The organism is Halococcoides cellulosivorans (genome assembly GCF_003058365.1).
Classification (GTDB): domain Archaea; phylum Halobacteriota; class Halobacteria; order Halobacteriales; family Haloarculaceae; genus Halococcoides; species Halococcoides cellulosivorans.
This window is the reverse complement of record NZ_CP028858.1, coordinates 176,432-202,655: the sequence shown is the minus strand read 5'-3', so window position 1 is coordinate 202,655 and position 26,224 is coordinate 176,432. Positions and strand designations below refer to the sequence as shown.

The 26,224-nt window shown below is 64.7% G+C and carries 25 protein-coding genes; 17 read left to right on the top strand and 8 right to left on the bottom strand.

Translation table 11 applies throughout. From position 1 onward, the window contains the following. The first annotated feature begins 3 nt into the window (after nt 1-3). Genes HARCEL1_RS01015 through HARCEL1_RS00985 form a run of 7 tightly spaced genes read left to right on the top strand, consistent with a single transcriptional unit; the run spans nt 4 to nt 5,967 of the window. On the top strand, nt 4-1,008 hold the full coding sequence (locus tag HARCEL1_RS01015) for a nucleotidyltransferase family protein (protein ID WP_108380769.1): 1,005 nt from the start codon (nt 4-6) through the stop codon (nt 1,006-1,008). After that, a complete protein-coding gene (locus HARCEL1_RS01010; RefSeq protein WP_108380768.1) occupies nt 1,005-1,901 on the top strand; it encodes a dTMP kinase in 897 nt (298 codons plus the stop codon). The genes HARCEL1_RS01015 and HARCEL1_RS01010 overlap by 4 nt, the downstream gene beginning before the upstream one ends. Before the next feature lies 1 nt (nt 1,902). Next, entirely contained in the window at nt 1,903-3,336 is a 1,434-nt protein-coding gene (locus HARCEL1_RS01005; RefSeq protein WP_108380767.1) for a flippase, read from the top strand. A 50-nt stretch (nt 3,337-3,386) separates the two neighbouring features. Beyond that, nucleotides 3,387-3,773 carry a hypothetical protein gene (locus HARCEL1_RS01000; RefSeq protein WP_108380766.1) on the top strand — a complete coding sequence of 129 codons (387 nt, stop codon included), beginning with the start codon at nt 3,387-3,389 and terminating at the stop codon, nt 3,771-3,773. Nucleotides 3,774-3,814: 41 nt separating this feature from the next. Then, nucleotides 3,815-4,615: a Nif3-like dinuclear metal center hexameric protein gene (locus tag HARCEL1_RS00995; protein WP_108380765.1), complete on the top strand. Its 801-nt coding sequence runs from the start codon at nt 3,815-3,817 to the stop codon at nt 4,613-4,615. A 15-nt stretch (nt 4,616-4,630) separates the two neighbouring features. After that, nucleotides 4,631-4,897, top strand: a complete 267-nt coding sequence (locus HARCEL1_RS00990; protein WP_108380764.1) for a hypothetical protein — start codon at nt 4,631-4,633, stop codon at nt 4,895-4,897. Nucleotides 4,898-4,956: 59 nt separating this feature from the next. After that, nucleotides 4,957-5,967, top strand: coding sequence for a deoxyhypusine synthase (locus HARCEL1_RS00985; RefSeq protein WP_108380763.1), 1,011 nt, complete (start codon nt 4,957-4,959; stop codon nt 5,965-5,967). 105 nt (nt 5,968-6,072) lie between these two features. On the opposite strand, the gene HARCEL1_RS00980 is transcribed toward HARCEL1_RS00985, so the two are convergent. Further along, nucleotides 6,073-6,420: a hypothetical protein gene (locus tag HARCEL1_RS00980; protein WP_159076962.1), complete on the bottom strand. Its 348-nt coding sequence runs from the start codon at nt 6,418-6,420 to the stop codon at nt 6,073-6,075. Between the two features lie 291 nt (nt 6,421-6,711). Between HARCEL1_RS00980 and HARCEL1_RS00975 the strand changes: the two genes are divergently transcribed. Further along, complete coding sequence (locus tag HARCEL1_RS00975) at nt 6,712-7,107, top strand: winged helix-turn-helix domain-containing protein (protein ID WP_108380761.1); 396 nt, start codon at nt 6,712-6,714, stop codon at nt 7,105-7,107. Nucleotides 7,108-7,132: 25 nt separating this feature from the next. On the opposite strand, the gene HARCEL1_RS00970 is transcribed toward HARCEL1_RS00975, so the two are convergent. Beyond that, nucleotides 7,133-7,555 carry a DUF2391 domain-containing protein gene (locus tag HARCEL1_RS00970; protein WP_108380760.1) on the bottom strand — a complete coding sequence of 141 codons (423 nt, stop codon included), beginning with the start codon at nt 7,553-7,555 and terminating at the stop codon, nt 7,133-7,135. A 60-nt stretch (nt 7,556-7,615) separates the two neighbouring features. Next, nucleotides 7,616-10,525: a right-handed parallel beta-helix repeat-containing protein gene (locus HARCEL1_RS00965; protein WP_108380759.1), complete on the bottom strand. Its 2,910-nt coding sequence runs from the start codon at nt 10,523-10,525 to the stop codon at nt 7,616-7,618. A gap of 242 nt (nt 10,526-10,767) precedes the next feature. On the opposite strand from HARCEL1_RS00965, the gene HARCEL1_RS00960 reads away from it, so the two are divergent. Beyond that, a complete protein-coding gene (locus HARCEL1_RS00960; RefSeq protein ID WP_108380758.1) occupies nt 10,768-13,344 on the top strand; it encodes a DUF7527 domain-containing protein in 2,577 nt (858 codons plus the stop codon). On the opposite strand, the gene HARCEL1_RS00955 is transcribed toward HARCEL1_RS00960, so the two are convergent. Next, a complete protein-coding gene (locus HARCEL1_RS00955; RefSeq protein WP_108380757.1) occupies nt 13,341-13,646 on the bottom strand; it encodes a hypothetical protein in 306 nt (101 codons plus the stop codon). The genes HARCEL1_RS00960 and HARCEL1_RS00955 overlap by 4 nt on opposite strands. Nucleotides 13,647-13,998: 352 nt before the next feature. On the opposite strand from HARCEL1_RS00955, the gene HARCEL1_RS00945 reads away from it, so the two are divergent. From HARCEL1_RS00945 to HARCEL1_RS00935, 3 genes are read left to right on the top strand one after another with little or no spacing between them, the layout of a single operon-like run. Continuing rightward, nucleotides 13,999-15,366 (top strand): adenylosuccinate synthase, encoded by a 1,368-nt coding sequence (locus HARCEL1_RS00945; RefSeq protein WP_108380755.1) that lies wholly within the window; start codon nt 13,999-14,001, stop codon nt 15,364-15,366. A gap of 48 nt (nt 15,367-15,414) precedes the next feature. Beyond that, nucleotides 15,415-15,603, top strand: a complete 189-nt coding sequence (locus HARCEL1_RS00940) for a methytransferase partner Trm112 (RefSeq protein WP_108380754.1) — start codon at nt 15,415-15,417, stop codon at nt 15,601-15,603. Nucleotides 15,604-15,657: 54 nt separating this feature from the next. Further along, nucleotides 15,658-16,218, top strand: coding sequence for a DUF7524 family protein (locus tag HARCEL1_RS00935; RefSeq protein ID WP_108380753.1), 561 nt, complete (start codon nt 15,658-15,660; stop codon nt 16,216-16,218). Here HARCEL1_RS00935 and HARCEL1_RS00930 read toward each other — a convergent pair. Both HARCEL1_RS00930 and HARCEL1_RS00925 read right to left on the bottom strand, forming a co-directional pair. Continuing rightward, nucleotides 16,168-17,220 (bottom strand): DR2241 family protein, encoded by a 1,053-nt coding sequence (locus HARCEL1_RS00930; protein WP_108380752.1) that lies wholly within the window; start codon nt 17,218-17,220, stop codon nt 16,168-16,170. The two genes, HARCEL1_RS00935 and HARCEL1_RS00930, sit on opposite strands and share 51 nt — an antisense overlap. A 64-nt stretch (nt 17,221-17,284) precedes the next feature. Then, nucleotides 17,285-17,755: a hypothetical protein gene (locus HARCEL1_RS00925; protein ID WP_108380751.1), complete on the bottom strand. Its 471-nt coding sequence runs from the start codon at nt 17,753-17,755 to the stop codon at nt 17,285-17,287. A gap of 238 nt (nt 17,756-17,993) precedes the next feature. Between HARCEL1_RS00925 and HARCEL1_RS00920 the strand changes: the two genes are divergently transcribed. Together HARCEL1_RS00920 and HARCEL1_RS00915 are read left to right on the top strand one after the other, a co-directional pair. Next, entirely contained in the window at nt 17,994-18,356 is a 363-nt protein-coding gene (locus HARCEL1_RS00920; RefSeq protein ID WP_159076961.1) for a hypothetical protein, read from the top strand. Between the two features lie 107 nt (nt 18,357-18,463). Beyond that, a complete protein-coding gene (locus HARCEL1_RS00915) occupies nt 18,464-18,688 on the top strand; it encodes a hypothetical protein (protein WP_108380749.1) in 225 nt (74 codons plus the stop codon). 13 nt (nt 18,689-18,701) lie between these two features. Here HARCEL1_RS00915 and HARCEL1_RS00910 read toward each other — a convergent pair whose 3' ends face one another. Further along, on the bottom strand, nt 18,702-19,553 hold the full coding sequence (locus HARCEL1_RS00910) for a CbiX/SirB N-terminal domain-containing protein (RefSeq protein ID WP_108380748.1): 852 nt from the start codon (nt 19,551-19,553) through the stop codon (nt 18,702-18,704). 228 nt (nt 19,554-19,781) lie between these two features. Beyond that, nucleotides 19,782-22,871 carry an outer membrane protein assembly factor BamB family protein gene (locus tag HARCEL1_RS00905; protein ID WP_159076960.1) on the bottom strand — a complete coding sequence of 1,030 codons (3,090 nt, stop codon included), beginning with the start codon at nt 22,869-22,871 and terminating at the stop codon, nt 19,782-19,784. A gap of 574 nt (nt 22,872-23,445) precedes the next feature. Between HARCEL1_RS00905 and HARCEL1_RS00900 the strand changes: the two genes are divergently transcribed. Genes HARCEL1_RS00900 through HARCEL1_RS00890 form a run of 3 tightly spaced genes read left to right on the top strand, consistent with a single transcriptional unit; the run spans nt 23,446 to nt 26,120 of the window. Beyond that, nucleotides 23,446-24,504 carry an ABC transporter ATP-binding protein gene (locus HARCEL1_RS00900; protein WP_108380746.1) on the top strand — a complete coding sequence of 353 codons (1,059 nt, stop codon included), beginning with the start codon at nt 23,446-23,448 and terminating at the stop codon, nt 24,502-24,504. Then, nucleotides 24,497-25,288, top strand: coding sequence for an ABC transporter permease subunit (locus HARCEL1_RS00895; protein ID WP_108380745.1), 792 nt, complete (start codon nt 24,497-24,499; stop codon nt 25,286-25,288). Before HARCEL1_RS00900 ends, HARCEL1_RS00895 begins: the two co-directional genes overlap by 8 nt. After that, nucleotides 25,281-26,120 carry an ABC transporter permease subunit gene (locus tag HARCEL1_RS00890; protein ID WP_108380744.1) on the top strand — a complete coding sequence of 280 codons (840 nt, stop codon included), beginning with the start codon at nt 25,281-25,283 and terminating at the stop codon, nt 26,118-26,120. Before HARCEL1_RS00895 ends, HARCEL1_RS00890 begins: the two co-directional genes overlap by 8 nt. Nucleotides 26,121-26,224: the final 104 nt, after the last annotated feature.

The window sequence follows — 26,224 nt, the reverse complement described above, 5'->3', positions numbered from 1 at the left end:
ACCATGGAGCACACGATTGGAGACGCCACGCTCGCAGAGAGGGGATACGCGCCGGAATCGGCGGCGATCGCCGGCCTGGTCGACCCGGCGGTCGATCGGGTTGGCGACCCACCGGATGCAGAGGTGCTCCGGGCGAACAAACTCTCACTCGAACTGCTTCCGGAGCCACCGGACGAGGCCGACGACCAGGCTGCCCACCGTCGGAAACGCCGCGAGCGGTTCCAGCACGTCTGCGAGCTGTTGAACGACGCCGGCGTCGCGTACGCCTCGATGAAGAACCTCCGGACGCCCAGCGCGACGATGAGCGACGTCGACCTGCTCGTCCCCGACCCTCGCGAGCAGGCGCTCGCGGCCCGCGTTCTCGCCGCGGAGGGGTTCGAGTTCTACGGCTTTCGCCTGCTCGCGCACCCACGAAAGGTCATGGCCAAGCGCTCACCCGCAGATCCACGGCCAGTCGACATCTACCCCGACGCGATGTGGATCCGAAAGGTCGTCTGCGACGCCGAACGGGTCGTCGAGCGCGCGAACGCGGACGGCCAGCGGACGCCGGCCCCCGCCGACGACCTGTATCTCGTCGCGACCCACGCCTACTCGCATTGCTCGATCACGTTCGCAGAACTTTACCACGGCGTCGCAATCGTCGACACCGAATCGGTCGACTGGGCGATCGCGATCGAGGCGGCCCGCTCGTACGGGTGTGTCGACGCACTCTACGCCTACTTGCTCGTTCTCGACGAGTATCTGACGGCCACCGGTCGCGGGGGAGTGCCCGATCGAGTGTTCGACGCCATCCCACGATCGTGGATCACGCGGCTCGTCGATCGGTGGTTCGAGCGCTCGCGGCCGCGATCGTTCCCCGTCGTGTTCCCGACCTGGCTGCCGACGATGGCCTCGGCAGTCCACCACGTCCCCCGCGTCGCGAGACAGTGCACGACTCACGAGACGCTGAAAGACTTCCAGTCTCACGGGCTGACGGCCGCCTCGAAGGTCCTCCTGGGGGAAGCATGAGTCGACGACGCGACGCGACCATCGGACTCACTTTGCTCGCGGGACCGCTCGCCGTGATCGGCGGTGCGATCGGTCTCGGCGCACTCGGACGGGAGATCCTCGGGGCCCTCCTCGCAGTCGGTGGTCTCGGCGGCCTCGTCGCCGTCGTCCCGATCAGTTACAAACTGCTCCGATATCCCAGCACGCGACGGCTATCGCTCGGTGATCTAGTCGGGATCACCCGTCGAGAGGCCGGCGTCGGACCGGTCGGGACCGGCGGCGCACTGATCTGCTTTTCGGGCATCGACGGCTCGGGCAAGACGACCCAGGCCGAGCGACTCGTCGCGGAGTTCGAGGCGGCAGGCGTCGACGCGACTCACGTCTGGGCGCGGTGGCGGCCCTTTTTATCGTATCCGTTCATGGGCGTGCTGTACGTCACGCTGGGCTGGCGACGTAAGGACTACCACCGCAGCGCAGTCCTGAGACGGATCTGGGGGTATTTCCTGTTGATCGATCACCTCCTGTTTTTCGCCCGGTACATCTACCCGCACCTGCGATCGGGACGAGTCGTCTGCATCGATCGCTACGTCCTCGATCAGTGCGTCGAACTCCACTACGACGGGCTCTACCGCGAGCGTCCCGCGACGCTGATCGACTCGTGGTTGCCGACGCCGGACGTGACCTTCCTGATGGACGTGCCAGCCGAGGTCGCCGCCGACCGGAAAGACGACACCGGCGAAATGCTCGATCGACTCCACATCGACGCCGACCCGATCGACTACCTCCGCGATCGTCGAGAGCTATTCCAGGAGTGCGCCAACGAGCAGACGCGCGTGATCGACACGACACGGCCGATCGACCAGACTCACGAGAGGATTCGCGACACGGTCTGGGCGGCGTATCTGGAGGGCTGAGATGGCGAAACTCGCTCGGTCCTCGGCGCTGCAGTTCGGCGTCGAAATGCTCCAGACGGTGGTGGGCTTCGTCGCGACGATCTACTTCGCGCGATTGCTCGGATCGGGAACGCTCGGACAGTACTTTCTCGCACTCGCACTGGTCAACTGGCTGTTGATCCCGACCAAGGGGATCCGGGGGACGACCCAGAAGCGCATCAGCGAGGACACCGACCAGGACGCGTACTTCACGGCCGGCACGACCCTCCAGATTGCTCTGCTGGCAGTGATCGTCGCCGTGCTCGTGCTCTTTCGAGGGCGGGTCGACGCCTACCTGGGCTTCCAGGGAACCATGCTCGTGGCTGCGCTGTTCGTTTTCAAGGGCATCGGAACGTTTCTCAGGGCGATCCTTCGTGGCGAACACAGAGTCGAACTCGCCGCGCTCGTCGGCGGGGCCTGGGAACTGCTCCGGATCGGTCTGCAAGTCGTCCTCGTCGTCGCCGGGTTCAAGCTGGTCGGCCTGCTGGTGGGTGAGATCGCCGCGGCGGCAGTCATCTCGGTGGCGATCCTCGCAGTGAGTTCGCTCGGTATCGCCCGCCCGACCAGAGAGCACCTCCGACACCTGTACGACTACGGCAAGTACGCCTGGCTGACGACGATCAAGCCGTATGCATACTCCTGGATGGACGTCCTCGTGCTGGGCTTTTTCGTCGCAGACTCCGCGATCGGTGTTTACGAGATCTCGTGGCGGATCAGCGCCGCGTTCATCCTGTTGCCCTCCGCGATGAGCAAGGTCGTCTTCCCGTACCTGAGTCGCCACGCGGCCGAGGGCCGGACCGACGAAATCGCGAGTACGCTCACGACGGTGACCACCTTCGCCGGACTGTTCGCCATCCCTGGCGTGGCCGGCGCGATCGTTCTCGGTGAAGACATCCTCGCGATTTACGGGCCGGAGTTCACCGCCGGCGCGACGATCCTGGCCGTGTTGGCGGTCGGCCGTCTCGGCCAGGCCTACGAGACGTTCCTGATGCAGTCGCTGAATGCGATCGACCGCCCGGACGCGACATTCCGCATCTCGATCGTGTTCATCGCAGTCAATCTTACCCTCAACGTCGTCCTGGCCTGGCAGTTCGGGGCGATCGGAGCCGCGGTCGCGACGGCCGTGACTGTGCTTCTCGGGACCGTCCTCGCGGGCCGTATTCTCCACCGAATCGTCGGATTCGGTGTCGACTGGCGGACGATCGGCGTCCAGGTAGCGAGTGCTGCCACGATGGCGGTCGTGGTCGCGCTCCTGCGAAGGCAGTTCCAGTCGGTAACCGACGTCGAAACGCTCGTTCTGGTCGGCATCGGGGTCGGAGTGTACGGTTCCGGCGTCTTCGTCGGCTCCGCCGCGGCACGGACGCAGGCACGGCGACTTCTCGATCAAGTCTTCGATCAGACGCCACTCGAACTGTGACCGACCCACCCCGTGACAAACGGTAAGTGCCAGCGGAGTGTCCCGCCGACATGGACATCCGGGACGCCGTCGAAGCCGACGCCGAGACGCTGGCGAACCTCACCGACAGTCCCCGGGACGTGATGGTGAACCTGATCCACGATCGCACCGTGCGCGTGGCCGAAGACGACGAGTCGATCCGCGGATTCGTCAGTTTCGACGCCCGCGATCAGACGGTCCACGTCACCCAACTCGACGGGGCCGAAGACGCCTGCGATCGCCTTCTCGACGAACCCGTCCGATTCGCCCGCCAGGAATCGATGCGCGTCGAGGTACTCATCCCTCAGCCCGAACAGACGGTCCGCGACGTGGTTTCGAACGCGGGGTTCGAGCGCGTCGGGACCGGCCCGCAGTTCGAGGGCGTCGAGACCGTCCGGTATCGCCTCGACACCGCGTAGCGACCCGAACACCCAACAGGTCGGCTGTCGAAGGCCCCGCTATGCAGCTCTCGACAGTCTGTGACCGACTCGCCGAGCCGTTCGACGTCGCGGGCTACGCCGATCTCGACCCGAGTGCGAACGGCTGTCAGGTCGGGCCCGACGGATCGTTCGCCACGAGCACGGACCGCCCCGATCCCGACGTCGACCGCATCGCCGTCGCCGTCGACGCCGCGAGCACGACCGTCGAGACCGCGGTCGATCGCGACGCCGACCTCCTGGTCGTCCACCACGGCATCGTCTGGGGTGGCCTCGATCGGGTGACCGGGCGGACCTACGACCACGTCGCGCGCCTGATCGAGGGGGGCTGTGCACTCTATGCGATGCACCTCCCGCTCGACGGCCATCCCGAACTCGGCAACGCCGCGCGCCTCGCGGACCGCCTCGATCTGGGCAATCGCGCGCCGATCACCCTCGATGGGACCGACCTCCCGGTCGGCCAGTCGGGCCGGTTGCCCGCGGGCCGCCCGCTGGATGCGATCGCCGAGGACCTTTCCACGGACCTCGACACCGGCGACGGGACGGTTCGAACGCTCGATCACGGGCCCGACCAGGTCGAATCGGTCGCCATCGTCACCGGCGCGGGCGGGGACTACCTGGGAGCGGCCGCGAGGGCGGGCGCGGACCTCCTGGTTACCGGCGAAGTGAGCCAGCCAGTCTATCACGAGGCCCGCGAGCGCGGACTGAACGTGATCGCGGCGGGGCATTACGCCACCGAGACGCTCGGCGTGCGCGCACTCGCCGATCGAATGGAATCGTGGGACCTGGAGACCACCTGGATCGACCATCCGACCGGGCTGTGAGTGGCGATTCGACCCATGCACCCAGAACGCATCAGCGCCGAACTCGTCGAGCGAGGGAGGTCTGCACTCGAAACGGTCGTCGCCGCTCTCGCTCTCGTGTTCGGTGGGGCTGCCGGGGCGCTCACCGTGGCGGCCGCGCTTCGACGACTCGGCCTGGCCAGTCTCACGACCGGATCACCTGGTCGAATCGTGTTCGTCGTCGGCTTCCTCCTCGGCTCTACGGTCGTATTCGCCGGGTTCGTCGTCTGGTATCGAATCCAGCCGCTCGGCGACCGCCGCTGACGGCAGGGGCCCAGGCACCGTATCGCGGGCTTGAAGCGCCCGACCGGCCTGAACACGGTATGACCGAGGATCACCAGCACGAGGATCGCGGCCCGTTCGATCACGACCCGATCGGCCACGCCGAAGCGCGGGCGGGCATGACCGTCGACGACCTCGTCGCGGGATATCGCGAGGCCGGCGCGGGCGCGGGCAATCTGGCCGAAGCGGTCGACGTCGCCGAGTCGCTCTTTTCGGAGGACGTGACCACGCTGTTCGGCCTCGCGGGCGCGATGGTCCCGCTGGGGATGCGCTCGATCGTCGCCGAGTTGATCCGCGACGGGCACGTCGACGCGCTCGTCACGACCGGCGCAACGCTCACCCACGACACCATCGAGGCGATCGGTGGGCATCACCACCACGGCGCAGTCGGGCCCGACGGCGAGGAGAGTCGCGCCCACGACGAGGCGCTTCGCGACGCCGAAGTCGACCGGATCTACGACGTGTATCTTCCTCAGGAGCAGTTCGCCGCGTTCGAGGCCCACTGTCGTGAGCACGTCTTCGAACCGCTGACCGGCGGGGATCCCGTCTCAATCGAAGACGTGACCGCCGCGCTGGGGCGGGCGAACAGTCGCGTCAACGACGAGGAGGACATCGACGCCGACGCGGGCGTCGCCGCCGCGGCCCACGAGGCTGGCGTGCCGATCTACTGTCCGGCGATCCAGGACTCGATTCTCGGGTTGCAGACCTGGATGTACGGCCGGACGCGCGATCTCACCGTCGACGCGTTCGCGGACCTGACGACGATCACCGATCAGGCCCACCACGCCGACGAACTCGGGGCCTTTGTCGTCGGCGGCGGCGTCCCGAAGAACTTCGTCCTCCAGGCCGCGCTGGTGACGCCCCGGGCGTACGACTACGCCGTCCAGTTGACGATGGATCCACCCGAAACGGGTGGGCTTACCGGGGCGACACTCGACGAGGCCCGGTCGTGGGGCAAACTCGAACCCGACGCCGAGAACGTCTCGGTGTACGCCGACGCGACGATCACGCTCCCGCTGGTCGTCGCCGCCGCGCGGGAGCGGTTGGCCTGAGGTGGAACTCACCGGCTGGCGATACTCCTCGCAATCTGAAGAATATAACACAAACGTCATGTCTGCGGTGAAGCAGGGGATAGCGCGGTCACAATCGACGGACCCTCAATCGAGGATCAAGACCTTTACCTCGTACACCTCACCCTCGTAGGACACGTGCGACGTGTCGAATCGGACCGAGGACTCGACCCGGGTTTTACTGCTGGCGCTATCGAGGGCGCGTTCGAAGACGCGTTGCTGTCTTTCGGAGAGGTTCTCGAAGGGAGTGACCTCGATCTCCCCGACACTATCGTCGGATCCGATGTGCTGGACATGTACCTCACCCCACAGTGACGAATACCCCGCGTCTCCACCCCAGAGAGACAATAGCGACGGAAGGAAAATAATAGCCAATAACAGGACTGAAATAAATACTGCAGCCCCAATAATTACTGAATAGGTGACCCGTTTCATAAATTTTCAGTTGTGGGCCCGCATACTTACCCATTCATACTGAAATTATACATATATTACGGATTAGATCATTTTATGTATTATCTCCCTCCACGGGTAATGAACGTGCCATCCTGAAGCGTACCGGCGGGCCTCAGTCATGGTCTCGGAGTACGCTGACGCGACGATCACGCTCCCGCTGGTCGTCGCCGCCGCGCGCGAACGACTGGCGGAGTGAGAAGGCGATCGACTGAGGAGAAGTACATCCAGTACGGCAGTACGCTAATTACGCTGGCACACCTATGCAGCACCATGCCCGTCAGCATCGACGAGTTCGAGTCTGGGGACGTGCCCCAGGGACCGAGCGTTCCAGAGCGAGTCGTCACCCATCTCGCCCGCCACGACGATCAGGCGTTCACCCGCTCGGAGATCGCTACGGCCATCGATGCGAGCGCGAACACGGTCGGCACGGCGCTGTCGCGGCTGAAAGACCGCGAACTCGTCCGGCATCGGGGCCAGTACTGGGCGATCGCGGACGATCGTGAACGCGTCCGCTCCGCGTACGATCTGCACGCGATCAGCGATCGCCTCGACGATCTCGACGGTGGCATCGACGCCGCAGCGTGGGCGGCGAGTGCACCGGACGAGCCACATCCCAGCGAGGATGACGGCGATTTCGAGCCGAGCGAACGAGGCGAACAGTCGTGATCGAGCCCGATCGAACATCGACCCCTCAAAACACGCTGTCGGCGGTCGCCGCCCCGACGACGCTGAAGATCGCACCGACGCTGATCGCACGCGCCATCACCGGCAGGTGCTGATCGGCGGGCAACTCCGCGAGGAAGTGATCCGGTGCGGCGACCAGCAAGGCGAGGACGGTCACCGACCCGAAGGCGACGCCCATCAAGGAGACGAACCGGATCGGAACACCCGCAACCTCGGCCTCGGAATCGGGATCCCGATCGTCGTCGGCGGCGTACAGCGCGCCGTAGCCGATCGCCGCGACGAGTGCGACCGCCGCGATTCCGTGGACCAGCGTCATCGTCGCCGCCAGATTCCAGACCTCCTCGGTGACGACGAAGGGGCCGGCGAGCAGGAAGCCGCCGACGATCTGCTGGGCGGTGTCAGCGATCCGATATCGGGGTGGGCGGCCCATGCCGGACGGTCGACCGGGGCCAGATAAAAGCTGTCGACCGGGTCGCTGGTCGCCGGTCGATCAGGCCGCCGTCGCGGTCCCGACTGTCACGTTCGCGACCGTGACCCGGGCGTCGGTCGTCTCGAGGATCATGGTCACGCGTTCGCCGACGGAGTCGTCGGCGTGGAACCGGTCAGCCGAGAGGGTGCGTTCGACCGTTCCGTTCGTCGGGGGATCGAGCGTCCAGAGCATCGGCTCTCTGTTCGGAGCGGCGATCAGCGTGGCCGTCGCGTTGTCGTCCAGCGCGGTCGTCTCGTACTCGATCGCGATCGTCGCGTTCTCAGTCGTCCCGAACCGCTGGTTCCAGACCGCGACGCCCTCGCCCGTGACCAGGCTGGCCGTTGGGAGAATATCCCCCGAGGTCGCCCCACTGTCCCGAATATATCCCGCACAGGGCTCGTCGCAGGCCTCGCCGGTCAGCACGTCGCCCGTGGTGTCCGACTCGGTCAGGCCGTCCGACCCCCACCAGTTCTCGCGGGCGTCGATCGTCGCATTCGTCTCGCTCGCGTTGATCGCTTCATCGACCCACCGGAACTCCGTCGCTGTGACGCGATCGAGTGCGTCTGTGTCGGTCCAGATCGCGCGGTCGGTGTTCGAGAAGCGAGACCGACGCACCGATACCGTCTGATTCGTTTGTGCGTCCTCCAGAACCGAGCCCTCTGTCACCGCGAGGCCAGTCGAGGCATTCCGAACGATTGTCCGGGAGACAGTCGTCGATCCCATGTTTCGGAGATCGATTGCCCGATTGGCGTCAGCAATTCGCAGTTTCGACAGGGTGGCGTTGCCGGGCCCGCTCCCGTAGCTAATGCCGACATCGGAAATCGCAGTCAGCGTGACCTTGGAGACGTTGAGGTGACTCGACCCATCCGCGACAATCCCCTTTGTCGCGTTTTTTATGAGAGTCTCTTCGACAGTCGTCTGGCCCTCGACATCGATGATGAGGCCATTCGAGGCGTTTTGGATGATCGTATCGTGTATCGTCCACGAGTCGGCATCTCCCCCGCACAGAATGGCCATTTCCACGTTAGATGTGACGACGTTCGAAATCGTCACGTTGCTCCCATTGGAGTCGATATTGATGCCAAGGTGTCTGCTTGATGTCGGTGATTTGTTCAATATATGGATATTTCGAAGCTCCCAGTCACCAGTCCCGCCGCCAAGGATCCCGGTGCCATCTTCAATACCGACGTTTCTGATCGTGACCTGTCCACTGTGATTGCCACTGTGCATGGCAACCGACTCGCTCCCCTGATCGAACGTCACGTTGGATATCATCAACGTACCCTGGTGATCTCCCGACTGTATACCAACATTTCCGCCATTAAATGTGGTTTCTCTAACGTCCCAGTCGCCAGTCTGTCCGACTATCAGAGAATCACCATGGACAGATATTTTTGAGTGAGATATGCTCCACTGGCCACTAGAGCCACTCGCTGAAATTCCACTGCCTGAGCCCGAGCCATTGATCAAGAATGCGCTGTGGGAGACCACCCAATCACCGCGGGATTTGGTTGCAGATAGTACATAACTAACATTTCCACCAGTAAGCGACGTTTCCAAAACGGTCCAGTCACCTTCTGATCCACCAGCATAGATTGCGCCACCGGCATACCCAGTCGTCATATTTACGCGGGTGAGCGTCCAGTCTCCAGTCGTGTCAGTAGCGCCGATGCCGGCACCTGCTGTTTCGACGTGGGCCTGTGATATCGTCCACTTGCCAGAGGAGTCGGATGCATAGATCCAATGACCCGAAGTGTCATCTATCGTTACGCGATCGAACGACCAATCTCCAGTGGAACGAGACGCAAAAATACTCGAATACCCAGAGTGCGATACATTTTCGAACATCCAGTCTCCTGTGGAGTCTTGTGCAAAGATCCCCCCAGATTCTGACATTGTGACGTTTTCAAACGTCCAATCAGCCGATGATCCGCTAGCGTACGCGGTCGTCCCGGCTTCTCGGATGGTCACCGCTCTGAGGGTGACTTCGAGGTTCGGCTGCCGATCGACCATAACTCCAGCAAATTCCTCGACGGTGAGACCAGATATCGTAGTCGATTCGTTGATCGTAAATCCCCTGGTATAATTCCCCAATCCCGACCCACTCAACGTCGCGTTCGGGCCAACGATCGTCACCTGCTCGTCGATGGTCACCTGTTCGCGATAGACGCCGGTCCGCACGTAGACCACGTCACCCGAGCTTGCGGCGTCCACGCCACCCTGGATCGTCTCGGCGTCACCGCCGCCATCCTGGGCGACCACGATGTCCGCATCCGCTGGCTCGATGTCGCCCGTGTAGGTTGTGTTCGGATCGATATCGACCGCGGGGCCCGTCCGTCGCGGGCCCGCGGCTGTGATCGGGTCAGAAGGCCCCACGGCGACCGACCGCGAACTCACGTCACAGTCACCGCCGCAGTCCACGCCCGCGTTGTCGAAGTTCACGACCCTCGGGCCGGTCCCGGTCTCGACTTCCTGGCCGTCGTCGACACCGTCGCCGTCCGTATCGGCCAGGCGGGGATCGGTGCCCAGAGCGCGCTCCTCGCTGGTCGACAGTCCGTCACCGTCGCCGTCGTAGCGCTCTTCGAACAGTGACAGCGTGTCCTGCAGGGAGATCTCGCCGTCCCCGTCGAAGTCGTACGCCGCGGTATGATTCCGAATCACCGGCTCGTCGGAGTGCTGGAAGAACAGATTCACGTCGACGAACGTCCACCGTCCATCCCCGTCGATATCCTCGTAGAGGCCATCGCCGTTGGGATCGGTCGGCAATCGGTCCGCGATCGGTTCGAGCGAGGCGTTCGAGTCGACACCCGCCGCGTCGGTCACGTTCGTCGTGCTAGCACTCGCCACCCCTGATCCGATCAGAGTCACCGCCAGCGTCATGAGAATCAGCGTGCCCACGACACGCGCACGGTGTTCGTCAGTCGCCATCATGCATTGAGCGGGGGTTCTGACGACGGACTCATATAAGTTGAGGATCGGGTTCGGGCGTCCAGCGCCGAGATCGATCCCGGGCGTCACGGCCGGGAGCAGACCCCACGAGGCCCGACCCGTCCACGACGGTCCCAACCCCACGGCGTCCACGACCGATCACCAGCGGCGTCCCCAACCGACCACCAGCGTGCCCCCACCCCTTCACAAAGTATTTGCGTCGACTGGCCGATACTGTAGAGGTAATGACGACGCGCACGGTCGACCGCGTCGACGACTGGGAGGAAGTGCCCTACGAGGGCGGCGAGGACGGGCTCCAGCAGCTCTCCGACCGCGGATTTTCCGGGCGCGTCCGGACCGCGGGCGGGGCTGCGTACTTTCTCGACGGTAGCGTCGTCGGCGTGATCGACGGCACCCTCGACACAGTCGCAGACGCGGCGGGCACGGCCTATCGGGCCCCATCGGACGCGCTCCCCCTGCTCGCGGTGATGCAAGAGCGTACCGAGGGCCCGCGGGCGAAGTACTACACCGAAGACACCCCGATCAGCGACGTCGATCGCCGCCTCTCGGACGCGGGTTTTACGGGCTACATCGAGCTTTCGGAGAACGTCCTCAGCGGCGATTACTACATCGTCTACCACGGCGGCCGGTCGACGAGCGCCGCGTTCGTCGGCGCGAGCGAGCGATTGATCACCGACGAGGAGGCGTTCGAGACCGCCGACGACGAGGTCGGCATCTTCGAGGTCCACCAGGTCGACATCGACGTCCAGGAGGTCGACGCGGCGGGCGGAACCGAGCCTGGCGCCGAGAGCGGCACGACCGCCGGCGCCGCAGGCCCATCGAGTTCCGGGACGACGGAACCATCGAGCGACGGAGTCACAGGACCATCGAGCGGCCGACCTGGCGAGAGCGACGACGCGACCGACCCCCTCGACGCCGGTGGAGAGCGAGACGAGCGAGATCACACCGACCGCGATCGCCCCGATCGAGCGCTCGACCCGCTCGACGCCGGACGCGACGACGGCGGGGCCGACCGACGGCCGACCGAGCGCGAAGACACCGCAGAGTCAGACGACCAAGAGTCAGCAGCGCCCGAGCGCGACGAACCGTCGGACGGCCCGGAGCGCACCACGATCGAGCGGGACCCACTGGCCGACCCGACCGAGACCGGCGACCGGCCCACACGGGAACCCACGGACCGATCCGGACCGGAGAGCGACGACCGCCCCGCACTGGACGAAGACCAGCGCACCGACGAGGACCGACGTGCGAACGAGGACCGCCACGCGGGCGACGACACGACCGGCGAGACGCGCTCACCGCCGGATCGGGAGCGCACCGAACGGGACGATCCTCCAGACCGGGCCAATGAGAAGCGAGGAGAGGACCGCGGGCCGGTGCGAGACGATCGCCAGGCGGACACGAGCGACCAGCACCGATCGCACGACACGAGCCAGAGCGGGCAGTCGCGTGAACCCTCCACGGACGACCGGGCGGGCGAGGACCGCTCCAGCGAGGGCGACACGTCGCCCCGGCGATCGGCGGCGTCGAGCGAGGGGCGCACTGGCGAGGGCGACGCCAGTGGGCGACCGGAGACCGGGCCGAGCCAGGAGGACCGCTCGCGTGAGTCGTCGACGCCGCGCACGGAGACCGACACAGGCGAGTCCGCCGCCGGCCCAGGCGGCGGAGAGCGCTCCCGGTCGGACGAGGACCTCTCGCCGGAGGACCTCGAACGCCGATCGATCCCGTCGGTCGACCCCGCGAACAGCGAGTCACCGAGCGACGACTCGGGCGACCCGTCGACACCGACGAGTGGCGTCTCGCGCGACCGACCGCCGGCGTCGGGCGCGCCCTCCGAGCAGATTCGCGATCTGGAGGCCCAGATCGACGAGCGCGACCGCCGGATCGACGACCTCGAATCGACCGTCGACCGGTTGCGCGAGGAGCGTGGGGAGTATCGCAGTCGCATCGAAGAACTCGAGGCCCAACTCGACGAGCTAGCGGCCGAACGCGACGATCTGGCCGAGCAACTCGACTCTAGGCCCGCCGAGTCCGCCGGAACGGGCGCGGCCCAGAGCGCGACACGAACGCTCTCGGCCGACGAGGCGCTCGCCGGGACGAACCTGTTCGTACGGTACGCCTCTCGCGGTGAAGCGACACTCGAAGCCGCCGCGGAAGGGTCGGCAGACCGATCGGCCGTCACCGAGAACCTCCGACTCGAACACCACACCCAGTTCGAGGCCGACGACGTCGCCGTCGACGGCCAACCGTTCGACGAGTTCCTCGAATCGAGTCTGCTCTACCGGTTCGTCTCCTGGCTCGTCGAGGATCTGATCTACGAGATTCGCGACACGGGCCACGGGCGCGCGCTCGCAGACCTCTACGAGGCGCTGCCCCGGATCGATCGGGCGGAACTTCAGGGGAGTGTGAGCGTCCAGGTCGAGGTCGACGGAGAGACCAGTCGCGAACAGCGCGCGTTCGACGTCGTCGTGCGCGACCGGATGGGCAACCCGCTGATCGTCGCGGACCTGAACGACGACCGCGACGCCGCGACCGGCGCGATGATGGAGACGCTCGTGACGACCGCGACCGACGTTGGCCGGTCACACGACCACTTCGCGGCCGGATTCCTGGTGACCGAGAGCTACTTCGACCCCGAAGCGCTCGAAACGGCGGCGGACGCGACCGGCGGCGGCCTGTTCAGTCGCGACAGTCGCGAATCGTACGTCCGGCTCTCCCGGAAAGACGGCTTTCACCTCTGTCTGGTCGAAGCGCGTGACGAACAGTTCCACCTCGCCGTCCCCGAATTGAAAAGCAGTTAGCCTTCGATCGCCGTCGCGTCTTCGATTTTCATCTCGTCGAGTTTGTCGACGATCTCCTCGACTTTGCCGTCGAGGTCGTCGACGAACGCCTGGGTCTCTTCGGTCGTGATGGCGCCCTGGCTGGACGGCTCGATGAGGTTCTCCTCTTCGAGCACGCGCAGCGAGTACCGGACCTTGTGGTGGGGGTAGCCGGTCTCGTTGGACATCTTCACGATGCCGATCGGTTCGTTCTCGATCACCATTCGTAACACCTGGAGGTGTCGCTCCAGCATGTCGACTTCTTTTTCGAGTCGATCTATCATGCCACGTGTTAACTTGTGGTCGGTGGGTTTAAAGGTTGTCGTCGGTCCGACCGTCAGTTTCAGGGTCGCAACCGCGGGTAAATAAGGGTTTGGGAAGCGATAACGTCCGCGAACGGGCCGAATCGGGTCTGTCAGCCCGGCGGTCGGTCTGTCTGTCGACGCGTCGGTCGGGCGACGCCGTCCCGGTCCCTCCCGAGAGACGAGATCGGCCACAGCACGCCTGCGCCCGGCATTTCGAGGCGATCCGGACGGCCAGACGGTCGCGTGGACCCGTCGTCGCCACGCGCATCGACACGCGATCCACGACGGCCGACCGAAATCCGTATGGCCGGCAGGAGGAAAACGGTGCGTGATGATCGTCACCATCGTCGGTTCGCAACTCGGCGACGAGGGCAAAGGCGGGGTCGTCGACATTCTGGGCGACCCCGCCGACGTCGTCGCACGATACCAGGGCGGCGACAACGCCGGCCACACCGTCGTTCGCGACGGCGACGAGTTCAAACTCTCTCTGGTCCCGAGCGGCGCGATCCGCGGCAAGGTCGGCGTGCTCGGCAACGGCTGTGTCGTCAACCCCCGAACGCTGTTCGACGAACTCGATCAGTTGCGCGAGCGCGGCCTCGACCCGGACGTCCGGGTCGCCCGCCGCGCGCACGCCATCTTCCCGTTCCATCGCGTCATCGACGGCCTCGAAGAGGACGTCAAAGCCGACAGCGACCAGGAAGTCGGCACGACCGGGCGTGGCATTGGCCCGACCTACGAGGACAAGGCCGGCCGACGTGGCGTCCGGATCGGGGAACTCACCGATCCCGAGGGGTTGCGCGACGCCCTGGAGTACGTCGTCCCCCAGCACCGGGCGTTCGTCGAGGACGTCCTCGGCGTCGAGACTGACGACGCGTTCGACATCGACGCGCTCCACGCCGAGTACGCCGACTACGGCGAGCGTCTCGTTGCGGAAGACATGCTCGTGAACGCGGGCGACTTTCTGGCCGACCGCCACGCCGCGGGCGAGGACATCATCCTCGAAGGCGCGCAGGGCACGCTGATCGACATCGACCACGGCAACTACCCCTACGTCACCTCCTCGAACCCCACCGCGGGCGGGGCCTGCACGGGGACGGGGCTCTCGCCCGCGCTGGTCGGGTCCGGCGAGACCATCGGCATCGTCAAGGCGTATCTCACGCGGGTCGGGAGCGGCCCGATGCCGACCGAACTCGCGGGCGTCGAGGGCGACACGCCGGGGTATGCGGGCGACGCCGACCCCGAGGAAGAACGACTCGCGACCGAGATCCGCGAAGCGGGCGACGAGTACGGCACCGTCACCGGACGGCCCCGCCGGGTGGGGTGGCTCGACCTGCCGATGCTCGAACACGCGACCCGGGCCAGCGGCTTTTCGGGAATCGCACTCAACCACATCGACACGCTCGGAGGGTTCGAGGAACTCCGGATGGCCGAGTCGTACAGCCTCGACGGCGAGACCGTCGAGACGGTCCCCGCGACGACCGACCGGTGGGCCGCGTGTGAGCCGACCTATCGCACGTTCGACGGGTGGCCGGAGTTCGATCGCGACACGGTCGCCGCCGAGGGATACGGCGCGCTCCCCGCGAACGCTCGGACGTACATCGAGGCGATCGAGGACGCGCTGGACGTGCCCGTCACCGTGATCGGCGTCGGCCCCGGACGCGAGCAGACGATCGTGCGCGATCGGCCCTTCGAGGCGTAGGGTTCCGACGTTCGGCACGCTTTTGGCCGTCGCTCTCGACGCCAGCGTATGGACGAGGACCTCATGGACGTGATCGTCTGTCCGCTCGACAAAAGCGAGTTGGAGCTATCAGTCGAGGCCCGGGAAGACGACGAGATCGTCGACGGGACGCTGACCTGTACCGAGTGTGGGGAGACCTACCCGATCGAAGAGGGGATTCCGAACCTGCTGCCGCCGGATATGCGCGACGCGGAGTGAGACGGGGCGGCACCGGCGGGAACCTTTTTTGTCACGCCCTGCGCAGTCAGTGGCGTGACTGAGACGCTCCCGGTTCAGATCAGCCGCGACGGCCTGCACGAACTGAGCGTGCCGGCCGAGATCAGGGTGACCGGAGCGTTCGACATCGGCGTGACCAACCACGGCGAGAGCGTCCACCTCCACGTCCACCTGGAGGACGCGCTGGCCGACGTCGCGAGCGTCCCCGCGACCAATCACTTCCTCGAAGCGGACGATCGTCGGTCGATCCCCGTCGAGATGGCGCCGCCCGAGTCGACGTTCCGGGGGAAGGTCAAACTCGTCAGCGCCCACGGGTCGTGTACCCGCTACGTCGACGTGGTCGTCGAGCCACCGGAGGCGGCCGAGCAGACCGTCCGCGTCGACGAGTCGCTGGCCCACCCCCAGGAGCGGCCTCCCACACCCTCGCCCGCGGTCGCGGCCGTCGACGATCCGCGCACGCTGGCCGCGCTCGCGAGTGCACTCGTGCTCGTCGTCGGCGTCGTCGTCGCCGTGCTCGCGAACTCGCTGGTCGTCACCGTCGGCGTGTTATTCGTCCTCGTGGCCGTGCTCGGCGCGATCGCCTGGACCGCTCGCTGAGAACCGCTTGGCCTGGAGGTATCGTGCCCGGTAGCGGTTCGCTCCCTCACCGAGGTCCGCGAGGCGGACCGATCGATCCGCGGCGACGGCGTCGAGACAGTCGAGCAGGGTCTCGTGCTCGCTCGGCGTCAGCTCGAATTCGTACGTCTGGGGTGATTCCTGTTCCTGTTTGGTGAACGCCCGCGCGGCGGCGACCACCAGCGAACAGGGCTCTCGACAGGGCATCTCCCCGTCGCCACGGGGCACGTCGATCGGATCCTCCTCGCCGGCGTCCCACTCGCGACGCTTCAGGCACATCTCGTCGCGACAGCACGCGCTCGCGACCCAGTCGATCGCCGCCCGGTCCAGGTCGTCGACGACGGCGTAGATGCCGGACTGGCGGGCCGCGGCGGCGTCGAAGTGTGTCACGTCCAGTTCGCCCTCGCGCTCGCGATACCAGTTCGCGATCGTCGCGGGGTAGACGGTCGCGACGAGGTCGGGACACGATGTCGCGTCGAGATCGGGCGCGATCCAGCCGTCGCGCAGCGTCGGCGCGGTCCGCAGCGGGCGATACTGCCCGTCGGCGTCGGTCGTCGCGAGGTCGTCGGCGGCCTCGACGTCCCGGATCTCCTCCAGTGTCGCCGGGTCGCGATCCGCGTCGGCGCGATGACGGATCGAGTACGTCCGGGTGCCGTCGGCGGCGACGGTCGTCGTCACCCGCACCTCGCCCCACTCGCGGGCCGTCGTGCCGATGCGGTCCGCGAGCGCGCGCTCGTCGGCGTGTTCGAGCCATCTGAGGAAGGCGCGATAGTCGTCGCGGTCGGGCGCGCGATCGGTCCAGAACGCCCAGTTGTCGACCAGTCGCGGGTGTTCGGCCAGGATCGCGCGGGCGTCCGCGTCGCTGAGGCCCTCGTGGCGCTCGTCGGGGGTCTCGACGGTGACGCCCGCGTCGGTCCGCTCGACGCGGAGGCCGTCACACGCCACGCCCGCGTCGGCGGCCGCGAGGAGGTCCGATTCGTCCATGCACTGGGGTGGCCGCCGAGGCCCAAAAACCGCGGGGCTGCGGTGGGCGCTGCCCGTGATCGGGTCAGTCGTCGCTCGTCAGTGACCCGCCGATGACGAGTGCCGCCCCGATGATGACGAGATTCTTGACGATATACTGGCCCTCGACGGTCAGCCCGTACGGAAACGTCGTGAACACGACATCGGGGAGCAAGACGACGGGGAGAAACGTCCCCGGAAGCTGAAGGAAAAGTAATAAAATCGCGAGGCGAACCAGCGGGCGGTAGAGCATGAACAGTCCGATCAGGACCTCCCAGACGCCGAGAACGGGGACGAACAGCTCTGGGGGGAGAAAATACACGGTGTCGGCGACGAGTTCGCCGGCCGGTGAGATGCCGATGAGCTTCAGTGCGCCGAACCAGACGAAGACGACACCGATCGCCGTCCGGACGATCGGGAGGCTCCACCGCTGCATCCACGCCGAGATCACCGCATCGACCCGGTCGAATTCGCCGTCGAGGCCGGCCCGATCGGCGACGGATTGAACGACACTCATACAGCGTCTTGCGGTGGGACGAGTAAATCCGTGTGGACCGTGACACCGAATCGTGTCGGGGCCATCAATGGACGGTTGCCGAGTCGCGACCCAGACCCGTCTGCCAGTGAGTCGAAGAGCCGCGAGAGACTCGCGAGCGACCATCGAACAGCGCATAGCCTGACACGATGACCCAGTGTTTCGTCGGCCTTATATCAATTTGAAATGAATGGTCGCCGTGGACAGAGACACGCTCTTGATGTCGATAGTCGCTGTGATCGCAGGCGGCGTGGCGCTCTCGCAGGGTGGGCTGGTCGTCGGCCGGGCCGTCGCCGGCGACCCGCTGGCCGCCATCGCAGCGCACGCCGTCCAGGGCGTCGCCTATCTCACGCTGGCAGGAGCACTCTGGCTCGCGCCCCGGAGCGATCGGTTCTGGGTCGACGACGCCTGGACGCGCGGGCGACGACTGGCCATCCCGACGGTCGCAGTGGTGTTCGGGATGTATGTCGTGCTGTACGCGCTGGATCCAGGCCCGATCGTGCTCGGGTTCGGTGTCGTCTTCGGGGCACTGCTCCTCGGATTGGTGGGCTGGACGGCGATCGATCGGGTGAGGGTGGCCTGACGGCACTGCTCACCCCACCCCGGTGGGCCGTGACCGCCACGGTCCGCGCCCGGCCGAGGCGCCGAGTCGAAACCGTATCGAGTCTACAGAACAGACTGCGCCGTGACATGGACGAACTCCGCGACGCCATCGAGTCTTTCGGTGAGTTGGGCCTCGACGGGGTCTTCAGATGGGTGCTCCGAGTGATCGGGCTCGTCGCCATCGTCGGTGGCATCGGGCTCGTGGTGGTCACCGAGCTCGGGCCGATGCTCCCGACGGCGCTCGTCCTGGGTGGACTGATCGCACTGGTCTTTCCCGACCCCCTGCTCACGCTCGCCGAGGTCGCAGGCTGATCCGCGACGCCACTCAGTCCGCGGCGACCGCGTCGGCCTCGATGGCCGCCATCGCGTGCTCGACGCTCGCCCCCGCGCGTTTCGCGCGATCCAGGATCACTTCGGCGGTCAGCGGTTCGGTCCCGACCGCCCCCGAGTAGTAGACCTCGTGGCCCGCGACGCGGGCGGGTGTCGCCCACGACTCGCGATAGTCCTCGACGAGGCCGATGTCCTCGGGGAGGTCCTCCTGGGTGTGGTAGCCGTCGGCCACGAAGAGGGGGACGATCACGACGCGCTCGGTGTCGACGTATTCCGGCCAGTCGTCGATCGCGGGGGCTTCGTCCATGAACAACGCCTCGACGGCGGCGAAGCGGTCGGTCGCACGGATGCGCTCGACGTGGTCGTAAATCGCCTCGGCGCTGTTCTGGTTGCGCTCGGTGCCGTGGCCGACGATCGCGAGGGTCGTCTCCGGGCCGATCGCGGTGTCGCCGGTGATCGATTCGGCACGCTGGACGATCACGTCGCTCATCACGGGGTCGGTCCCGACCGGACCGCAGTAGTGGATCGTCGCCGACACGTCGTCGGCGGTCGTCGTGATCGATCCCGCCTCCGCCCACCGATCGCGGTCGAACTCGGTCAGGCGGAACTCTCTGGGCAGGACCTGCTCGGTGAAATAGCCCCGACTGACGAACAGCGGAACGAGAAATAGCTCGTCGCTGGCGACCGTCCGGAGGGCGTCCCGGAAGGAGGGCTCTTCTTTCCAGAACGCCGTGTGCACCTCGTCGAACGCCCCGGTCGCGCGGATCCGGGCGGCGTGATCGCGGGCCGGACGGCTCGAATCGGGACTGAGGTGTGAGCCGTGGGCGGCCACCACGAGCGCGGGCATAGATTGAAAAGGCGACCCGCGCCATTAGTCGTGTCGTCGGCGGCGACGACCGCCGGGGACAGGTGCAATATTGGGGTTGTCTCTTCCGAATCCGGCTAAAACGCCATCGACTCTATATAGCACAAATTAAGACATCGGAATGGAATTACCGCGACCTAAGGTCCCAGATCGTGGTGATAGACACCCAGAATTGTTGAGACACCCAGTTCACATGATCGCCACCACTATTCAGATGTCTACGGCGTAAAGGGTTCCCTCATCAGAGACCACTAAGAGTGTGTTGGCCCGAACCGTAAGGCCACGCACACCCCCATGGGGTTTGCTGAAAGACCAGTCTACGTTTCCAGTTGTGCGATCGACAGCATGGACGGTCCCCCCACCTGACGCTACGTATGCGTGCTCCTCACCCACAACTGGAGAGGACGAATATGGGCCAGTCGAGGGTGGTGAAAACGAATCCACGACAGTCCCATCATCCGCCGTCACATCATGCAGGCGTCCATCGAACGAGACGACATAAATCGAATCGTTATGGACGGCGGGCTGAACGGCGACACCATCTGCAATGGAATCATTTCGCCAACGTATGTCGCCGCCGTCGGCAGATACCGCCCAGAGCGTTCCCGCTCGTGACCTGACGAACACTGTCCCGTCGTTCACGACCGGGGGGTCGGCGAAGGTGGTGGCCGACTCGTTCAAACGCCACTGAACCTCACCGGTACTGGCGTCGATTGCCACCAGACTTCCGTTCCAAAGAACTGCATATGCGGTTCCGCCGTGATAGGTTGGCCTGCTTGCCAAACCGCCTGCTTGCCCGGTGAATGTCCAGTTGACGGTACCCGACATCGCATCAGCAGAATATAATTTCCCACCCCAAGACCTGACCAAGAGGTCTTCACCGGCAGGTATCGGTGTCGATGCAGCCTGAGTTGACCAAGACCCCGACGGAACGTCCATCGCGTCGCCAGTCTCGGGGTCGACAGCATGGACCGTCCCACCCGAAGTTGCAGTGTAAACCGGACCATCCTCGACGGTGGGTGCCGCGGCGAGTTTGCTGGATTCGAGTTCGTACGTCCACCGAACGCGCTCCGTTCCACCGTTCCCCTCGTCTTCGTCACCGATTTGGACCGTCGTCGTGGCCGTACTTTCCTTGCCATTTTTACCGGTGACTGTCAGCGTGACCTCGTACTCGCCAGTGGTACGGTACAGGACAGTACTCGTCTCACCGACATCCGATGGCGGGGTCCCAAAGGTTTGGATATGTTCCCCGGTCATCTCTTGGAATCGGTTCGTGTTCGGACCAACCCAGGTACCGAAATTCAGGACCCACTCGTCGATATCGACCGATTCTCGCTTTCCGTAGCTGAACGTGACCTGCGTTCCGTTCTCTATGGTGTTCGTTTCTGCTACGTCCAATGCCGCCCCAGGTGCAGGTGCTTCCAGATCCGACGACTCAATCTCGACGGTCACCGAGGCCGTACTTACCTGCCCGTCAACTGGGACGACCTCTAACGTAACGTCGTAGGTGCCCGTCTGATCGAAGGTGAGCGTGTGGGTCTCTCCGATCTCCGACTGATGGACGACCATAATCTCCCTGAGGGTCGACCCAGTGACCTCACCGTGTGACCCATCCGGCCCGTCGTACGAGAGTGTCCACTCGTCGACGTCCCCACTCGAATACTTGCCGATATTGAACGTCACAGCCGCTCCATCGGGCGTTTGCTCTCTCGTCGCTTCCCACAAGACGGCCCCGACCTCATCACTATCACCGACACGAATCGTATCATCGACAGCCGTCCCCGTTCCACCGGACGCGTCGGTGACCGAAAGCGTCATCTCGTAGATCCCGGTTGCATTATCGATCGACTCGAAGTCAACATCTAAATAGGGTGAATCGGTCCGTGTGCAGTATTCGTCGACTTTCTCATCGCTTCGTGAGAGTGTCCACTCGTACGGTTCCGTGTCGGCGAGAGGATGCATCTCCAGTTTGGTCCCGTACGCGTCGAACCGGACAGTGTCCGATTCAGAAATTTGATTGGGATAGCCAATGACAGGGGTCGGACTCGATCCGTATTGTTTGTCCTCATTCGCTTCGTCAGGTGGGTCGGCAGGCGAGGAATCGCCCCAGTTGATATCCAATGTTTCTCGTGTGGGCCTATCGTTTTCAGGGGGGCCAGCATCAATCTCCACGGTCCATTCTGGGTGGATATAGGGGTCATCACCGACGAATTGATGACCATTCTGTGAGATATCTATTGTTGTCGTAAACTGTGTCGTCTCGTCTGGACTCACGAACACGTCGAAAGTGACATAGCCGAGGCCAGCGGGTCCGCATGCCTCTGAGGGACGCTGGTGCCTGAAACCACGATAGATGGCGACATCCCGATCCGGCTCCTCCAATAAAGCGTTAAAAAATCCATCGATCGAAAGTGTTAGACCAACAATACCCACTCCCAATCCGACAAGAGGTAATGATACTCCAGCTATAGTTATAGCCAGTCCTATCGTCGATCCCGCAACCCCCACCCCAGCCTTGGCGTCTTGAATCCTGTCTTGGGCCTGTTCTTGTTCGTACTTTACCTCTGCATCGTTCAATACTCCAGCCGGATTCGCATAGCGGGATGAAAGGCCCTCTCCGAGTTGAGAAGGGATGAATTGCGGCGGGACATAAGGCGCTTCTACCTCGGTTCCGTTGTAGAGTTCCTCGAAGAAGCTGCGCCCATGAATGAACCCACAATAGTCCTTATCTCGACGTTCGGCAATGGCTATGCGATCTATCTGGTCGTCAGTCCCAGTTGATTCAACCGTAAATGTTTCCCGAAATTGAACCTCTCTCCCCATATAAGCAGTATCAAAGGGGTCCTGGGGGTCACTATTCAGTGGGAATGCCCAATTTTTTGACATATCTTCTTCAAGTTCCCCGTATGCGATGGCGGATGAACTGATGGCAAACGTATACCGCCAGGCACCGTCAGCAGGGGCGGACATGTCGGGATTACCACGTGGTTCCCAGGTTCTACCGACGAGATTCAGCGAGGTTGAAGATATCATATGTGTATTTTCCCATATACCCGCATCCCATATATCATCGTGTTCCTCATTTTCAGAACCTCCCGTACTCATGTGCGCATCCCGTCGTACTCCCCAGGCATTGGAGGTATCCCTCATTTTTACCCCATCCTCATTCGCCAATGTCACTCCAGCCCCTCCCAGGGCAACCCCGCTGGCACCGACTGCTTTGACGAAATTTCGACGTGAAATGGAGTTTTCGACACTATCACCCAACAGATCAGTCACTATATGATCGCTTATCGGCATATTTTGCCACATAAACCGCCGCGGTATATGCTTTCTCATGCACCACCGAAAAGATGGGCCAGACAGAGCGCGACATCAGTTTGTCACCGCCCACGTGGCATATATTACTAATAACAAATATCAATACAGTCTGTCGAAATCCACCACCCGGTTTCGTGTACACACGACTTCTCCTTGCCTGGTTTGATCGTCAAGAAGCCAACCTCGTTTCACTCGGTGACGCGATCGTGCCCACAAATCCGCGCCCTGTAGGCGATCCAAGACACCATCTCGACGGCCAACGGCCCTGGCTCAATAATGCCCATGGGGTAAGTCTCATGCTTCTCAAACTCGCGGTCGTCCCCCATATCTCATAAAGCATGCAACAGACCGATGTCCTCAGAGAGGGCAGACTGAGTATGAGCCGTGGGCAGCCACCCCGAGTGCTGGCATGGCCATCGGTACACGACAGTGACCTTTGGACGTTGGCTTCCCGGCACTGCACCCGGGCGGAGCAAACCGATGCGGAACGGGCCCGACCGCCGTGGGTCGGGCCTCGCACACCTTTATGCGCTCGTCGGCCGTCGGCCGTCGCATGGCCGCGATCGAAACCGACGGGCTGACGAAGTATTACGGCGACGTGCGCGGTGTCGAGGACCTCTCCTTTTCGGTCGCGGAGGGCGAGGTCTTCGGGTTTCTCGGCCCGAACGGCGCGGGCAAGACCACGACGATCCGGACGCTGATGGGGTTTCAGTCGCCGACCGAGGGGTCGGCGACCGTGCTGGGGGCCGACCTGCTGGATCGGGGCGCACTCCGGGCGGCCCGCGCGCGAGTGGGCTACCTGCCGAGCGAACCCGCGTTCGACGAGGGCGTATCGGGACGGCGTCTGCTGGAGTACCACGGCGCACTCCGGGGCGACGTGCGCAGCGACGAGTTGCTGGATCTGTTCGACCCGCCGCTCGATCGCAAGGTCCGGGAGTACTCACGTGGGAACAAACAGATGCTCGCGATCGTGCTCGCCTTCATGCACGATCCCGATCTGTTGATCATGGACGAGCCGACCTCCGGGCTCGACCCGCTGAAACAGGAAGAACTGCTCGAATTCATCCGCTCGGAACAGCAACGCGGGAAAACCTTCTTTTTCTCCTCGCACATTCTCAGCGAGGTCCGAAAGGTCTGCGATCGGGTGGGGATCGTTCGGGACGGCCACCTCGTCGAACTGGAGGACATCGAGTCGCTGATCGATCGGAGCGGGAAGACCGTTCGGGCGCGCATCGCCGGCGACGTGGGGGCCGCAGCGTTCGATCTCGACGGCGTTCACGACGTGGAGATCGGCGGCGACGGGGTCAGCGACGACGCGGACAGCGCCACAGCGCCGGCGACGACGCTCTCCTTTACGTACACGGGCGCCTACGAGCCCCTGCTCGAACGCGTCCTCGACTACGAAATCCTCGATCTCACTATCGAAGAGGCCCCGCTCGAAGACGTGTTCATGCGATTTTACGGCGAAGACCCCGCTGCACGCGTCGATCAGGTCGAGAACGGCGCGAGCGATAGGGCGTCTGGAGCTGACGGGCCTGGGGCCGGAGGTGGTGGCGATCGGGCGTCTGGAGCGCACGCCGAACGGGAGTCGGCGGAGTCCAGCGATGTTTGAGACCACCAGATTCCAGGCCGAGCGCCGCCTGCCCGCCGCGATCGTGATCGGCCTCGGGATGGGCGGGTTCGCCGCGATGATGACGCTGCTCGCGCCGGGGATCGTCGGTGACGTCGACATGGACGCGCTGATGGGGCAGTTGCCCGCGTCGATGGTCGAGGGCCTCGACCTGGCGCAGATGGCGACACTCGAAGGCTTCGTCGCGATCGAGATCTACCAGTACACCTGGCTGCTCGGCCTCGGGGCGTACGTGGCGTACGTCGCCGCCGGATCGATCGCGGGCGATATCGACTCGGGGCGGATGGACACGCTGCTCGCCGCGCCGATCGCGCGCTGGCACCTGCTCGTCGAGACCTATCTCGCCGTGCTCACACCGATCCTCGTCGTCAACGCGATCGTGTTCGGGGCCGTCGCGGGCGCGAACGCACTGCTCACCGATCCGATGGCGATCGGTGATCTCGCCGCCGTGCACCTGCTCTCGATCCCGTATCTGCTCGCGTGTGGCGCGTTTGGAACGTTCGCGAGCGTCGCCGCCGGGCGGCGCCGCGTCGCCGAAGGGGTGAGCGCGGGCGGCATCGTCGGGGCCTATCTGGTGGACACGCTGGTCACCGAGACGGATCTCGCGTGGCTGGGTGGGCTCTCGCCGACGCGGTACTACGTCCCCCTCGATATCCTCACACAGAGTGCGTACGACCCGCTCGGGGCCGTGATCTTGCTCGGAGCGGCGGTGGTGCTCGTCGCCGCGAGTGCGCTGTGGTTCGGGGAGGTGGACCTCCATGCCTGAGACACGGGACGCCCGACACGATGCCCACGGCAGGACCGACTGGCAGACGCTGCTGACCGTCGCGCGCTTCGAGGGGCACAATCGCCTCCGGATCACCGGCGTCATCGCCGTGCTGTTCGCGCTGTTCGGGGCGTTGTACGTCTGGGTCGGCCCGCAGATGACCGACGCGGGGTTCACCGAGATGCTCGACGCGATGCCGCCGGCGCTCAACGAACTGTTCGGCTTCGAAACCCTCGACTCGATCGAGGGCCTGCTCGCCAGTGAGTTCTACACGCTCGGGTGGATGGTCGGGGTCGGCGGCTATCTCGCGTCCGCGGCGGCGGGCAGCGTCGCGGGGGAGTTCGGCGAGGGCCGACTCGACACGATGCTCGCCGGCCCGGTCACCCGCCGGAGCGTCCTGCTCGGAAAATTCCTCGCGCTCGGCGTCCCGATCGTCGCGCTCAGCGTCGCGGTTCCGATCCTGCTCTCCGGGACCGCCTTCCTGTTCGGGGACCCGCTGGCGCTCGACGATCTGGCCGTCCTGCACGCGCTGTCGCTCCCGTATCTGGTCTGCTGGGCGGCGATCGGCCTGCTCGTCGGCGTCGTCGTCCGGCGCGGGCGTGTCGCGGGCCGGGTCGCGCTCGGAGCGGTGTTCGCGGCGTGGCTGCTCGAGGCCGTGATCGTGACGACGGAGTACGACGCGCTCGGCGGCCTCTCGCCGATGCGATATCTCGACCCGCCGGGCGTGCTCGTCCACGGTGAGATCGACCTCGTCGGCGCGGGCGTCCTGACCGTCGTCGCGATCGTCTGTCTCGCGCTCGCCGTGTTCCTGTTCCAGCGTCGGGACCTCTGAACCGGGCGACGGGTCGGTTCGACCCCACGGACTGTGAGCGATGTTCGACGAGGCGTGCGACCGGGGCGCCAATGTTGACATAAATTGCGTAATTTTAATATTAT

Excerpts from the sequence above, each read along its gene's own strand:
- HARCEL1_RS01015 (WP_108380769.1), top strand. The coding sequence starts at position 4 with ATGGAGCACACGATTGGAGACGCCACGCTCGCAGAGAGGGGATACGCG.
- HARCEL1_RS01010 (WP_108380768.1), top strand. The coding sequence starts at position 1,005 with ATGAGTCGACGACGCGACGCGACCATCGGACTCACTTTGCTCGCGGGA.
- HARCEL1_RS01005 (WP_108380767.1), top strand. The coding sequence starts at position 1,903 with ATGGCGAAACTCGCTCGGTCCTCGGCGCTGCAGTTCGGCGTCGAAATG.
- HARCEL1_RS01000 (WP_108380766.1), top strand. The coding sequence starts at position 3,387 with ATGGACATCCGGGACGCCGTCGAAGCCGACGCCGAGACGCTGGCGAAC.
- HARCEL1_RS00995 (WP_108380765.1), top strand. The coding sequence starts at position 3,815 with ATGCAGCTCTCGACAGTCTGTGACCGACTCGCCGAGCCGTTCGACGTC.
- HARCEL1_RS00990 (WP_108380764.1), top strand. The coding sequence starts at position 4,631 with ATGCACCCAGAACGCATCAGCGCCGAACTCGTCGAGCGAGGGAGGTCT.
- HARCEL1_RS00985 (WP_108380763.1), top strand. The coding sequence starts at position 4,957 with ATGACCGAGGATCACCAGCACGAGGATCGCGGCCCGTTCGATCACGAC.
- HARCEL1_RS00980 (WP_159076962.1), bottom strand. The coding sequence starts at position 6,420 with ATGAAACGGGTCACCTATTCAGTAATTATTGGGGCTGCAGTATTTATT.
- HARCEL1_RS00975 (WP_108380761.1), top strand. The coding sequence starts at position 6,712 with ATGCCCGTCAGCATCGACGAGTTCGAGTCTGGGGACGTGCCCCAGGGA.
- HARCEL1_RS00970 (WP_108380760.1), bottom strand. The coding sequence starts at position 7,555 with ATGGGCCGCCCACCCCGATATCGGATCGCTGACACCGCCCAGCAGATC.
- HARCEL1_RS00965 (WP_108380759.1), bottom strand. The coding sequence starts at position 10,525 with ATGATGGCGACTGACGAACACCGTGCGCGTGTCGTGGGCACGCTGATT.
- HARCEL1_RS00960 (WP_108380758.1), top strand. The coding sequence starts at position 10,768 with ATGACGACGCGCACGGTCGACCGCGTCGACGACTGGGAGGAAGTGCCC.
- HARCEL1_RS00955 (WP_108380757.1), bottom strand. The coding sequence starts at position 13,646 with ATGATAGATCGACTCGAAAAAGAAGTCGACATGCTGGAGCGACACCTC.
- HARCEL1_RS00945 (WP_108380755.1), top strand. The coding sequence starts at position 13,999 with ATGATCGTCACCATCGTCGGTTCGCAACTCGGCGACGAGGGCAAAGGC.
- HARCEL1_RS00940 (WP_108380754.1), top strand. The coding sequence starts at position 15,415 with ATGGACGAGGACCTCATGGACGTGATCGTCTGTCCGCTCGACAAAAGC.
- HARCEL1_RS00930 (WP_108380752.1), bottom strand. The coding sequence starts at position 17,220 with ATGGACGAATCGGACCTCCTCGCGGCCGCCGACGCGGGCGTGGCGTGT.
- HARCEL1_RS00925 (WP_108380751.1), bottom strand. The coding sequence starts at position 17,755 with ATGAGTGTCGTTCAATCCGTCGCCGATCGGGCCGGCCTCGACGGCGAA.
- HARCEL1_RS00920 (WP_159076961.1), top strand. The coding sequence starts at position 17,994 with ATGTCGATAGTCGCTGTGATCGCAGGCGGCGTGGCGCTCTCGCAGGGT.
- HARCEL1_RS00915 (WP_108380749.1), top strand. The coding sequence starts at position 18,464 with ATGGACGAACTCCGCGACGCCATCGAGTCTTTCGGTGAGTTGGGCCTC.
- HARCEL1_RS00910 (WP_108380748.1), bottom strand. The coding sequence starts at position 19,553 with ATGCCCGCGCTCGTGGTGGCCGCCCACGGCTCACACCTCAGTCCCGAT.
- HARCEL1_RS00905 (WP_159076960.1), bottom strand. The coding sequence starts at position 22,871 with ATGCCGATAAGCGATCATATAGTGACTGATCTGTTGGGTGATAGTGTC.
- HARCEL1_RS00900 (WP_108380746.1), top strand. The coding sequence starts at position 23,446 with ATGGCCGCGATCGAAACCGACGGGCTGACGAAGTATTACGGCGACGTG.
- HARCEL1_RS00895 (WP_108380745.1), top strand. The coding sequence starts at position 24,497 with ATGTTTGAGACCACCAGATTCCAGGCCGAGCGCCGCCTGCCCGCCGCG.
- HARCEL1_RS00890 (WP_108380744.1), top strand. The coding sequence starts at position 25,281 with ATGCCTGAGACACGGGACGCCCGACACGATGCCCACGGCAGGACCGAC.